This is a genomic window from Mesorhizobium metallidurans STM 2683 (genome assembly GCF_000350085.1).
Classification (GTDB): domain Bacteria; phylum Pseudomonadota; class Alphaproteobacteria; order Rhizobiales; family Rhizobiaceae; genus Mesorhizobium; species Mesorhizobium metallidurans.
In genome coordinates this window covers 1-10450 of the sequence record NZ_CAUM01000189.1, presented here as the reverse complement: position 1 = coordinate 10450, position 10450 = coordinate 1, and the positions used below count along the sequence as shown (strand labels likewise).

The 10450-nt window shown below is 60.4% G+C and carries 12 protein-coding genes and 3 pseudogenes; 7 read left to right on the top strand and 8 right to left on the bottom strand.

Features of this window, described 5'->3' with window-relative positions:
• Nucleotides 1-3 precede the first annotated feature (3 nt).
• Together MESS2_RS29795 and MESS2_RS29790 are read right to left on the bottom strand one after the other, a co-directional pair.
• The gene (locus MESS2_RS29795) at nt 4-327 is read right to left on the bottom strand and encodes a helix-turn-helix domain-containing protein (protein WP_008878429.1); all 324 of its coding nucleotides are present in this window, start codon (nt 325-327) and stop codon (nt 4-6) included.
• Complete coding sequence (locus MESS2_RS29790) at nt 317-676, bottom strand: type II toxin-antitoxin system RelE/ParE family toxin (RefSeq protein WP_008878428.1); 360 nt, start codon at nt 674-676, stop codon at nt 317-319. Before MESS2_RS29790 ends, MESS2_RS29795 begins: the two co-directional genes overlap by 11 nt.
• Before the next feature lie 120 nt (nt 677-796).
• Here MESS2_RS29790 and MESS2_RS29785 point away from each other — a divergent pair, with 120 nt between their 5' ends.
• A complete protein-coding gene (locus MESS2_RS29785) occupies nt 797-1936 on the top strand; it encodes a site-specific integrase (RefSeq protein ID WP_008878427.1) in 1140 nt (379 codons plus the stop codon).
• Between the two features lie 44 nt (nt 1937-1980).
• On the opposite strand, the gene MESS2_RS29780 is transcribed toward MESS2_RS29785, so the two are convergent.
• Both MESS2_RS29780 and MESS2_RS29775 read right to left on the bottom strand, forming a co-directional pair.
• On the bottom strand, nt 1981-2499 hold the full coding sequence (locus tag MESS2_RS29780) for an RES family NAD+ phosphorylase (protein ID WP_008878426.1): 519 nt from the start codon (nt 2497-2499) through the stop codon (nt 1981-1983).
• Nucleotides 2496-2885 (bottom strand): MbcA/ParS/Xre antitoxin family protein, encoded by a 390-nt coding sequence (locus tag MESS2_RS29775; protein ID WP_006339603.1) that lies wholly within the window; start codon nt 2883-2885, stop codon nt 2496-2498. The genes MESS2_RS29780 and MESS2_RS29775 overlap by 4 nt, the downstream gene beginning before the upstream one ends.
• Before the next feature lie 348 nt (nt 2886-3233).
• On the opposite strand from MESS2_RS29775, the pseudogene MESS2_RS33775 reads away from it, so the two are divergent.
• Nucleotides 3234-3392: pseudogene (locus MESS2_RS33775) on the top strand (integrase); the annotation flags it as partial.
• A 94-nt stretch (nt 3393-3486) separates the two neighbouring features.
• Here MESS2_RS33775 and MESS2_RS34320 read toward each other — a convergent pair.
• Nucleotides 3487-3609 (bottom strand): annotated as a pseudogene (locus tag MESS2_RS34320) (nucleotidyl transferase AbiEii/AbiGii toxin family protein); the annotation flags it as partial.
• Nucleotides 3610-3692: 83 nt separating this feature from the next.
• On the bottom strand, nt 3693-3956 hold the full coding sequence (locus MESS2_RS29765) for a hypothetical protein (protein ID WP_008878422.1): 264 nt from the start codon (nt 3954-3956) through the stop codon (nt 3693-3695).
• A gap of 195 nt (nt 3957-4151) precedes the next feature.
• Here MESS2_RS29765 and MESS2_RS29760 point away from each other — a divergent pair.
• Nucleotides 4152-5247 (top strand): annotated as a pseudogene (locus tag MESS2_RS29760) (hypothetical protein).
• Between the two features lie 103 nt (nt 5248-5350).
• On the opposite strand, the gene MESS2_RS29755 reads toward MESS2_RS29760, so the two are convergent.
• Nucleotides 5351-5548 carry a hypothetical protein gene (locus MESS2_RS29755; RefSeq protein ID WP_040594435.1) on the bottom strand — a complete coding sequence of 66 codons (198 nt, stop codon included), beginning with the start codon at nt 5546-5548 and terminating at the stop codon, nt 5351-5353.
• A gap of 331 nt (nt 5549-5879) precedes the next feature.
• Here MESS2_RS29755 and repA point away from each other — a divergent pair, with 331 nt between their 5' ends.
• The 4 genes from repA (at nt 5880) to MESS2_RS29735 (ending at nt 9885) form a co-directional block, all read left to right on the top strand.
• Nucleotides 5880-7082, top strand: a complete 1203-nt coding sequence (gene repA / locus MESS2_RS29750) for a plasmid partitioning protein RepA (RefSeq protein ID WP_008878419.1) — start codon at nt 5880-5882, stop codon at nt 7080-7082.
• Nucleotides 7083-7162: 80 nt separating this feature from the next.
• Nucleotides 7163-8128 carry a plasmid partitioning protein RepB gene (repB, locus tag MESS2_RS29745; protein ID WP_008878418.1) on the top strand — a complete coding sequence of 322 codons (966 nt, stop codon included), beginning with the start codon at nt 7163-7165 and terminating at the stop codon, nt 8126-8128.
• Nucleotides 8129-8282: 154 nt separating this feature from the next.
• Nucleotides 8283-9488: a plasmid replication protein RepC gene (repC, locus tag MESS2_RS29740; RefSeq protein ID WP_008878417.1), complete on the top strand. Its 1206-nt coding sequence runs from the start codon at nt 8283-8285 to the stop codon at nt 9486-9488.
• A gap of 46 nt (nt 9489-9534) precedes the next feature.
• Nucleotides 9535-9885 carry a DUF5131 family protein gene (locus tag MESS2_RS29735; protein WP_008878416.1) on the top strand — a complete coding sequence of 117 codons (351 nt, stop codon included), beginning with the start codon at nt 9535-9537 and terminating at the stop codon, nt 9883-9885.
• A gap of 171 nt (nt 9886-10056) precedes the next feature.
• Here MESS2_RS29735 and MESS2_RS29730 read toward each other — a convergent pair whose 3' ends face one another.
• A complete protein-coding gene (locus tag MESS2_RS29730) occupies nt 10057-10257 on the bottom strand; it encodes a DUF6494 family protein (protein ID WP_008878415.1) in 201 nt (66 codons plus the stop codon).
• Between the last annotated feature and the right edge of the window lie 193 nt (nt 10258-10450).

Sequence of the window (10450 nt, the reverse complement as noted above, 5' to 3'; positions counted from 1 at the left end):
TGCCTATCTCAGGACGTCAAGACCGTGCTTTTCGACCACTGTCAAAAGCTTCAACGCCATGCCGCTCGGCCGCTTGGCGCCGCTCTCCCATTTCTGCACCGTCGATTCCGAGGTGTTCAAATGGCGGGCGAACACCGGCTGGCTGACGTGGTTGCGCTCGCGCAGCGCCTTGATCTTCCTGGCGTCGAATATCGTCGGCCGGGACAGGCAGGCTTCGTCGAAGGAGCGCAGGGTCTGCTTGTCGACCGTGCCGGCGCGCACCATGCCTTCCACCGCGCTGTGGATCGCTTCGAAGGCGTCGCTCTTGAATTTCCGTCTAATCGCCATCGCCAATCTCCATCAAAGCTCCAGCATTCAATTCCGCGTCCAAATCGGCGGTGGATTTGCGCCGGTAGAGCGTCGCCAGCTCTCGAAAGGCGCGCAATTCGTCATCATCGATGTTCGCCCTGTCCTGTTTGGCGAACAGATAGACGTAGACCCAGAATTCACCGCTCCTGGCGAGCAGGATCGACCGAAACCGATTGTCGCCGAGCCGCTTTTTGAAAACGCCTCCGCCCAGATCGTCCGCCTTACCCTGCTCAGCCTCCCTGGCCGCACGCATAAGCGCGGCATCTGGAAGCAGTGCCTTGCGCGCCGCCTTGGCGAACCAGGCTGTCTTGAATATTCGATCCGCCATAGCAAAAGATAGCACGTGGTGCTATGTTATTCAACCGGTACCAGATCCTCGAGTTCGTGGACAAGAGCTGGCTGAGCCGAATAATCTTGCGAATCTTGAATTGCACGAGCGGAAGCGGTGATGGCGGACGAAGCAGACGAAGAATTGCCCGACATCGTCGAGATGGTTCGCGCCATGGGCATGACCACCAGTGATGAGGGGCCAACCAGTAACGCGGGCGAGGCCCCATCCCCTCCCCTTCCTGCGATCGGCACCGGCGGCACCGCGCGGCTACCGGGACATCTTGAGTATCTGGCCGACCGCGCGCGCGGCTATGTCGAAGCGGCCAGCTCGGCGAACACGCGGCGCGCCTACGCCACCGACTGGAAGCATTTCGGGAGCTGGTGCCGGCGCCAAAGCGTCGAGGTGTTCCCGCCCGATCCGCAAGTCGTCGGGTTGTACATCGCCGCTTGCGCATCCGGCACGGCCACCGGCGACAGGACACCAAACTCCGTGTCGACGATTGAACGCCGGCTCTCCTCGCTGACTTGGAACTACGCCCAGCGCGGCCAGCCGCTGGACCGCAAGGACCGGCACATCGCCACCGTGATGGCCGGCATCCGCAACAAGCACGCCGCCCCGCCGCGGCAGAAGGAAGCGATCCTTCCCGAGGATCTGATCGCCATGCTGGAAACACTCGACCGCGGAAGCTTACGCGGCTTGCGCGACCGCGCCATGCTGCTGCTTGGCTTTGCCGGCGGCCTGCGCCGCTCCGAGATCGTGGCTTTAGATGTCGGCCGCGACCAGACCGAGGACGGCCGCGGCTGGATCGAGATCCTCGACAAGGGCATGCTCGTTTCCCTTCGCGGCAAGACCGGTTGGCGGGAGGTCGAAGTCGGGCGCGGCTCGTCCGATGCCACCTGCCCGGTTGTAGCCGTGCAGACCTGGCTCAAGCTCGCCCGTATCGCGCACGGACCGCTGTTCCGGCGCGTCACCGGCGAGGGCAAGGCGGTCGGCGCCGATCGGCTCAACGACCAGGAGGTCGCCCGCCTCGTCAAGCGCACTGCGCTGGCGGCCGGCGTGCGCGGCGATCTGTCGGAAGGCGAACGAGCAAAGCTCTTTGCCGGACATTCGCTACGCGCTGGCCTCGCCTCCTCGGCCGAAGTCGACGAGCGCTATGTGCAAAAACAACTCGGACACGCCTCTGCTGAAATGACCCGTCGCTACCAGCGCCGCCGCGATCGTTTCCGTGTCAATCTCACCAAAGCATCAGGTCTGTAGGGCGAAAAGACCCCTCCCCTGCCCTTGGGATGCCGAGAAGGGCGTTATCGCCAGGATAGCTGGTCCTTCGGCAACCGGCCGCTCGGGTCGAATACGGTTACCTTGTGCGGCAGATCCGGACCCCAGTCCCAAAGGACCAGGTTGCGATCCTCCATCTCGGCGCTCGGCGCGAAACTTGGGACCACAATGCCGGCAATATTTCGAGGTCGCAAGCGGTCGTAGATGAACCAGGACGCTGGGCGCTCTCCGTCGCCGAGCGCCGTCCCCCAGGCGCAGGTCATCTCCTCGAGCGCGATAGAAAATTCTCCCCTCGCCTCGTCCGTTGTCAGATCCACGATGTCATCGCAGTCGATCTCATAGGAACACAGCACGCACGGATCGATCCGGTGCGCGAACCCCTGGTTGGCTTCCTTGACCGCTGTCATGATGGTCAGCGCCAAATAGAGCGCCGGCACGCCTTTGGGATTAAATCGCGCACCTCTGATCGCCGCCCCTTCGCCGGAAGTCGGCTTGAATGCCCAACGTGGATCGTGTGCGCGGTAGCAGGTTCCAACGAACCTCACGCAAAACCACCAACGGCCATGTGATCGAGATAATCACGCACCGCAGCTGCCTTGCCATCCTTCACCAGCGCTTCAGCAGTGCGTCCGCCAAATGCTGGAAGCGGCTGAGCTCGATACCAAGCCATCGCCTGCTCCTTGCCGCCCGCCCAATCCGTCACGCGACTGATGATCTCAAGCATTTCCCGCAGACGCCCCTGTGTCTTAACCGTAGCGCTGCGCTCTGAGCGATAAAGGGTCTCGCGAGCAAGACCGGCGGTCTGGGCCAACTGGCCCTTGGACATGCCAAAACCGTCCGCGACCTGCTCGATCGCAATCTTCCCGTTCCGGTCCATATAGGACAAGATGAGAGGTCCATTCTGCTCGGGGATCTTCAGTGCATGAGCCACAGAATTCATCCTACCATATTGAGAGTCATGTTTCTTGTGCAAAATATATGGCAGTTCAGGGCAGCTTTCAAGCTCGGCACCGAACCAATTCGAGGTGCTCCCTAGCACGCACGCGGATTGAGCCGACCGTCCGCGCGACTTTGTCGAGGCAGCAAGTTCGGCAAACACCCGACGCGCCCTATGCCGCTGACTGGAAGGGAGTTTTGCTCCTGCGGCCGGCGTCACGTCGTTTGATCCGCAGCCGCCAGACCCACAAATCGTCGGCCTGTACATCACGGCCCAGCCCTCGGGATCTCGGCCTGGTGTTGCGCGTGATCAAACCGACGTCGGTCGCGGCTGGATTGAATTTTTTCCAGACATGGGCGTGCTGGCCTCGCCTCCTCGGCCGAGGTCGATGAAGGCTATGTGCAGAAGCAACTCGGCCATACCAGCGCCGAGATGACCCGTAGGTATCAGCGGCGGCGTGACCGCTTCCGGGTCAATCTCACCAAGGCGTCCGGGCTGTGAAAAGCCCCTCCCCTCCCCCGGTTGATCGCTGGGTGAGGCGGTAACTGAAGCCGTCACCCAGATAGTCGGATGGCATTGTTTCGAAGTGCAGGTGGAATTCGAGCAATTGAGGGTCGTCGAGGAAGATATCGATGTCACGGCTTTTGCGATGGCCGATCTGGATCATCATCGCCGTTCCGCCGCCAAATGACCATTCAAAGTCATCGCCCCCCGGCATTCTCGCGAAGCTGGTCGATCAGGTCGATAGTGATACCAAAAGCCGCCGCCATTCGGACGGACGTCGGCTATCAAGTCCAGCCATTACGCGGTGAGCGGATAGCTCTCGCCGGACCAGGCAGAGAACTGGGCGGCAAAAGCCTTCAGGTCGTCGACCGCGATGTGGTGCGCGGTTGCGAACTCGACTTGCTGGGCGAGAGGGACCTCGCCGAGAAAGGCGCTGACATGACCGGGATGCTGCTTGGCCAGATCGATATCAGCAAGGCAATGCGCAAGCGCCGCGTCGTCCAGTTGATCGCTGTAGGGCGCGTTCACCGTCGTCAGGACTGAATCGAGATGCTTGCTCATAATACGTGCTAGATAGTCGTCTCAGGCATGTCGCACAAGTTGCCGCCCTCTTCCGCACCCATCGGCGGTCGGCGACGTCAGCGTTGTTCTCGTGACCCAAATGAGCCAGAATCGGGTCCAACATCGTCGACGACGACGCACGGCGTTCCCTTGACGAAAAAAGCGCGGATTTCCAACCCGGCCGGAGTCCCGAGAATGACCGAGCAAAAACCCGTCCGCCTACCCGACCCCGCTTCCGTCGAAACCGTGCTCGCGGGTTTAGAGCCGCAGTCGGCCGACGTCGAACTCTCCCCTGCCCTGAACAAGGCCTTTCCGGGCTTCGTTTTCACCGTCGCGACCATTGACGATCCATACTGGTGCAACCCTCACGACGTTGTCGCTGCCGACGGCACCCGCCTGTGCGACCATCGCGCCTGGGTCGAGCATGAACTGGCCAAGGTCGGCGGTGACCTCAACGCCTTCTGGAACCGGCATCGCCAAAGCGGGGAAAAATTCGCCGAATGGCGCGGCACCACCGCCTTCGCCTTTGCCCCGACCGGTCCCGGCGTCGCCGACTTCGTGCAGATCTCGCTCGGCCGCGAGATCGAGTTTCTGGCCGGCGCGGTGGTCGATCCCGACTATCGTCCCCGCAACGTCGACGCTCTGTTCGAGCCGACCTGGGTTTTGCGCGGTTCCGCGGTCGAGACACATCAGCTCGCAGGGCCCGTCTACCGGCTGCGCGGCCGTTCCGGCGGCGGCATCGTCCACATGCGCAGTTTTTTTGGCGCGCCGGACGCGCATCGAACGCGAACAGCGCGAGGCGCAGCGGCCCGAGCTGGAGAACCGTGTCATCCGTGAGGTCGGGCCAGATGGCACGCGCGACACCGCGTTTTTCGACGCTAATCCCGACTGGTTCGATTTCGTGCCTCGCGAAAGCCGCTTTTTTGTTGCCTGGGAGCGATCGAGTGCGGCCATCGACCGCATCTTTGCGCACTGGGCCTTCGACATCCACGACCTCGAGGATCGCGGCCGGCGCGAGATTGGCTTTATTCCGCAGCCCCTCAAATTCCCGACTGAGAGGCTGCTCGCCGACGAAGGCGTTTCCGTGCATCGGCTGATGGAACGGATCGAGGCGATCGACACCGAAATCGGTCTGCCCTTCGCCTGGTTCTTTCTGATGACCCACGGCCACTGGGTCGATCCGAACGTCGGTCACGCGATCGCCGAAGGCCTGCGCACGGGCCGGGTGCGGCTACCCGATCAGGACGCCGCCGTTCTGCTCGCCTGGGCGGACAAACCGTATCTGTTTTGAGCGAGACGCAAAACTGTGGCGCCGAGGCGCTTGATACGCGGGATCCGGTGCCGCCCCTTCGATTGTAGCGCGGTTTTGGTCGGCATCTCGTCCGACGACGGCGTCAAGACACTGCGCCATCTGTCTCGGTCAGCAATCTGATCGACCGCGCGCCGGCAACGCGGTGATCATCGGCCACCGAGAACTTCTGCGCACACCTGCGCTTTTTCCGCGAGATCGCGCAAATGGCCGCCGCAACTGCAGATTTGTTCGGCCCGTTCGCATCGTGGGCCAAGATGCTGGCGCATTTCTGCGTGCCCATATCTCGATAACCTCCTGCAATGCCCTGGGCTGCCCCCGATGCTCGGCCCGTCCTGTCGGCAGCGGCTGCAAAGTCCGGCTAGCTCAATTGCTGCTGCGCGACTCGTTTTACTGCGGTAAATTCTGGTGCTTATGGCAGAGGAAACATAGGCTTAGGTCTGCACGGCTGGAAACCGTGTCGGCGATGATCGAGATGTTGGCCCCGAGAGCTGGTCCGCACCGTTAACCTTCTGTTAACCCAAAACTTCTTGCTGTGCTTGGCCGAATCGGAGCTTAATGGCGCTTGTTGGATAGTTTCATCGCAAAAAGCGCCAATTCGGATTTCGACGAGAATGAACATCGCCATGCGGCTACCAAGCTTCGAGTTCGATGACAAAATTCTCGAGCAGGGTGCCGAGATATCGCGACGCCTCAATCAACTCCGTATGGAGAAGTTTCCACCCGACGCGACAAAGACTCTGCGCACGTTCTCAATGGCTGAAGTCGCCCACTATCTTGGCGTGTCGCAGAACAATTTGAAGCGCCTTCATCTCGAGGGCAAAGGAGCCCTGCCCGCTCAAAATTCCTCCGGCCGGCGGTCTTACACGGCGGAGCAGATGCTCGAGCTGCGCCATTTCCTGGACCGCCATGGCCGGACCGAAGTGAAGAAGTACGTGCCGCACCGCAAGCCTGGAGACAAGCTCCAGATCGTGGCGGTCGTAAATTTCAAGGGAGGCAGCGGCAAAACCACCACGGCTGCCCACCTCGCCCAACACCTGGCCCTGACGGGGCATCGCGTTTTGGCAATTGACCTCGATCCGCAAGCGTCGCTTTCTGCGCTTCATGGGTTCCAGCCCGAATTGGACCGCAACCTCTCTCTCTACGAGGCAATCCGTTACGATGAGGATCAAAAGCCGATTTCGGACGTGATATCGCCGACCAACTTCCCAGGCTTGGACATCATCCCAGCCAATCTGGAACTCCAGGAGTACGAGTACGACACGCCGCTAGCGATGCAGGACAAGTCGTCCAGTACAGGCCGGCAGTTTTTCACCAGAATCGCAAAGGCGCTGTCAGAAGTGGACAGCCGCTACGATATCGTAGTCATCGATTGCCCGCCGCAGCTTGGCTATCTAACCTTGACGGCGATGTCGGCAGCGACATCCGTTCTGATCACGGTTCATCCGCAGATGCTTGATCTGATGTCCATGAGTCAGTTTCTGCTGATGCTCGGGGGCATACTGAAGACCATTAAGGCGGCTGGCGCGGCAATCCAGTTGGACTGGTTTCGTTACCTCATCACCCGCTACGAGCCCACGGACATTCCGCAAGCGCAGATGGTCGGCTTCATGCAGTCCATGCTGGCCGGTCAGATCCTTGAGAACCCGATGCTCAAGTCAACTGCCATCTCGGACGCCGGTCTGACCAAGCAGACCCTGTATGAGGTGGAGAAATCGGCGTTTACGCGCTCGACCTACGATCGGGCGCTTGAGTCACTTGATGCAGTGAATTCGGAAATCGTCGACCTCATTCATCGCACATGGGGCAGGTCATGATTGAAGGGCACTTTACCGCAGTAAAAAAAGGCGGTTTTTTCTACGAAATCAGTCGCCTAGCGGAAAATCGGAGCGATTGAATGGCCCGCAAGGACGTATTCGGAAGCGTGATGGGGGCAGGGGCTGCTGCCGCGGAGGTGCGGGACGTCGCCAACTACGCCGTTCGAGGCGCCTCGCGATCGATCATGCAATCCTTTGAGGAACTGTCCAAGAGTTCCGTGGTCGATCTGGATCCCGCCCTGATCGACAGTTCGTTCGTTTCAGATCGTATCGACGACGCTGATGACGAGTTCCTTGAGCTGCTGGCGGCAATTCGGGAGCGAGGGCAAGATTCCCCCGTCCTGGTCAGGCCGCATCCATCGGCGCCAGGGCGCTATCAGACTGTCTTTGGACACCGAAGGCTCAAGGTCGCCCGGCATTTGGGCCGGCCCGTTCGAGCGGTCGTCAAGAACATGGACGATAAGGACCATGTGATAGCCCAGGGGCAGGAGAACGCTGCCAGGGCAGATCTGTCCTTCATTGAACGGACCTTATTTGCCGAGCGTATCCTCAAGGCCGGCCATTCGCCTGAGACCGTCAAGCTGGCGCTAGCGCTGGACGATACGACATTTTCCAAGATGCGCTCGGTTACCAGCCACGTCCCCGAGGGAATTATTTTGGCGGTCGGAGCGGCCAAGGGCATAGGTCGAGATCGCTGGTGGCAACTCGCAAAGCTAATGGAGCGCCATGAAAATGGGCTCAGGGCAGCGGACTATGTGAAGCGCGCAGACTTTTCGTCGCTTCAGAGCGATATCCGCTTCACACGATTGTTTGACTTCCTGAGTTCCGTTCCGAATCGTGCCCGAGCGCCGGCGAAGTCGCAAGACAGAGCTTGGACGCCAGGGGACAAGTCCGTACGCGCCAAGATCACCGATACAGGAAAGATCTTTACGCTAGCCTTGAAATCGAAGGACGCGTCGACCTTCGGCGCGTTCATTGCTGATAGGCTAGACGAACTTTTCGTGGCCTTCCGGGAATCGGAACAGGCAAAGAAAACAGGAGACTGAACCGCAAAAGAAAAAGGCCCCCGAACGTCACCGTCGCGGAAGCCCTTCTCACGTCTGTAGCAAGCTGAGAATCGCATTTCCCCGAATCACTGTCAAGAGTCGTGGCGTCGTTTTGGCGAGCAGATTTCTTTTGCCTAATCGAGGGTGAAAGAAAATGGAGACGGGTATTGCAACGACGCCCTTTGGGCGGCGGCCGATGTCGCTTGCCATGCTGGCAGCGCAAAACGAGTCACGTGAGATCCCCAAGGGCAGGGTCGTCGACAAGTGGCAGATCTACCGCAACCTCTGCGAGGGCAGGAGCATCGTCGGCATCGGCGATCGTGCCCTGGCCGTCCTGAATGCGTTGCTGTCATTCTATCCTGACAGTGAGCTGAGTGAGGAAAACGACCTCATCGTCTTTCCCTCGAACGCTCAGCTGTCCCTCAGGGCACACGGGATGCCTGATGCCACACTCAGGCGGCACCTGGCCGCGCTTGTCGACTGCGGGCTGATCATCCGTCGGGATAGCCCGAACGGCAAGCGTTACGCCCGCAAGGGCCGGGGAGGGGAGATCGAGGAAGCATTTGGCTTCTCCCTGGCGCCGCTGCTGGCCCGTGCTTACGAGTTCCAGGCGGCGGCCGAACGTGTTCGCGCCGACAACAGGGCGCTCAGGCTTATGCGCGAGCGGATCACCTTGCACCGCCGTGACATCCACAAGCTGATAGAGGCGGCCCTTGACGAAGATGTCCCGGGCGACTGGGGAGGCCTGTGGAAGCGTTTCCGCGGCATTGTGGAGGCAATTCCGCGCCGAGCCTGCACTGCCGAGCTCGAACGGATCGTAGCTGATCTGGCCGCGTTGCACGACGAAGTGGATAAGGTGCTGGAAATTCATATGAATTCCACGAATCCGAGCGGCAATGACTCTCAAAACGAGCGGCAGCAATCTGATTCAAACACCTACTCTATTTTTGAACTTGAACCTGCTTTGGAGAAAAGCGGGGCGACGGTCGAACCAAGACGAGCAGCCGACGAGAAGCCGAAAGGCTATCCGATCGGACTTGTGTTGAAGGCCTGCCCCGAAATTGCGGACTACGCCGTCGATGGCATTGGCAGTTGGCGCGACTTGATGATCACCGCGGCCCAGGTGCGAGGCTACCTTGGCGTGTCGCCCTCAGCCTATGAGGAGGCTTGCCATGTGATGGGTCAGGAGGTCGCCGCGATCGTGATTGCCTGCATCCTGCAAAGGGCCCAGCATATCAACTCGGCCGGCGGCTATCTGCGGGTGCTGACCGAAAAAGCGAGGGCAGGGCAGTTCTCCGTCGGGCCGATGCTGATGGCGGCGCTCAAAGCCAATGGCGCAACCGTGAGGATGACCGGATGAAATTGCGAGCACATCCCCGGTCCCTCCAAGACCTTGCGCGGGAACCGTGACACAAGATCAGGAAGTGACGTGGAGCTGTGATGTCCTTCTGGAGCCTTTCTCCTGGAAAGATCCGAAGACCGTTCGTGTTCAGCCCGATCTTTTCGAGCCGGAGATCAGGAACGCATGGCGCGACAAGGTGTTTGCGGCAATGGCGCTTTGTCCGGAGCATCGATTTTGGCTTAGGACCGCGTATCCGCAGCTCTACAGTCAGTACATTGAACAGATCGCCCATGATCGTCTCGAATGGCTTGCCTGGCGGGTGTCGGTGAGTCAGGTGCTGCGGGAGCTTGGCCGTCAGGAGGAGGCAACCGGCGATGGCCCGGCGTGGCCGCTGGCCAATGTCGATGTCGAATGAGCGGCGCAGTCCGCAACAGGTCGATGGCCCTGGTTTTCGCTTGTATTCGAACTGCACCAGTCGGGCCGATAGCCAAGAGTGTGGTGAGCGGCACTGCGTGGATCCGACCAGACCCCATCCCACAGCTAGTCCGTCCCGACGCTTTCGGCCGCGTCGGACGGTTCGCCTGGCTTATGGAAGTTCAATCTCGCCGTCCACCACGTGGTTGAGGCCGGTGCCTTCCGCCGTCAGCGTGATGCGGACGTTCAACTTCTTCTTCTTCTCGCCGCCGATCTGCCCTTCGCGCACCGTCTCCTCGATCTTGCGCTGGGAGGTGACGCCGACTTCCTTTAGGAACTTGCGGATCGACATGTTGAAGGCGTCTTCGCTCATGGCGGAACTCCTCTGTGTGCGGAAGAGATTGTAAGGGAAGGCAAGGGATCAAGGAAGCAGGACGGTGACGCTCGGTCCCATAGAAACAGATCCCGAACCGGAAGGAGGCGTCGGGTCCTCGGACTTGATCGGCCTTTGGAAGAAGGAAGAGTGGGCGCTTACTGCCAAGGCGCTACCGTGAATCGGTGTCGTA

What these genes read in the sequence shown, in the direction of transcription:
- MESS2_RS29795 (WP_008878429.1), bottom strand. Translation starts at nt 327, where the DNA reads ATGGCGATTAGACGGAAATTCAAGAGCGACGCCTTCGAAGCGATCCAC.
- MESS2_RS29790 (WP_008878428.1), bottom strand. Translation starts at nt 676, where the DNA reads ATGGCGGATCGAATATTCAAGACAGCCTGGTTCGCCAAGGCGGCGCGC.
- MESS2_RS29785 (WP_008878427.1), top strand. Translation starts at nt 797, where the DNA reads ATGGCGGACGAAGCAGACGAAGAATTGCCCGACATCGTCGAGATGGTT.
- MESS2_RS29765 (WP_008878422.1), bottom strand. Translation starts at nt 3,956, where the DNA reads ATGAGCAAGCATCTCGATTCAGTCCTGACGACGGTGAACGCGCCCTAC.
- MESS2_RS29755 (WP_040594435.1), bottom strand. Translation starts at nt 5,548, where the DNA reads ATGGGCACGCAGAAATGCGCCAGCATCTTGGCCCACGATGCGAACGGG.
- repA (WP_008878419.1), top strand. Translation starts at nt 5,880, where the DNA reads ATGAACATCGCCATGCGGCTACCAAGCTTCGAGTTCGATGACAAAATT.
- repB (WP_008878418.1), top strand. Translation starts at nt 7,163, where the DNA reads ATGGCCCGCAAGGACGTATTCGGAAGCGTGATGGGGGCAGGGGCTGCT.
- repC (WP_008878417.1), top strand. Translation starts at nt 8,283, where the DNA reads ATGGAGACGGGTATTGCAACGACGCCCTTTGGGCGGCGGCCGATGTCG.
- MESS2_RS29730 (WP_008878415.1), bottom strand. Translation starts at nt 10,257, where the DNA reads ATGAGCGAAGACGCCTTCAACATGTCGATCCGCAAGTTCCTAAAGGAA.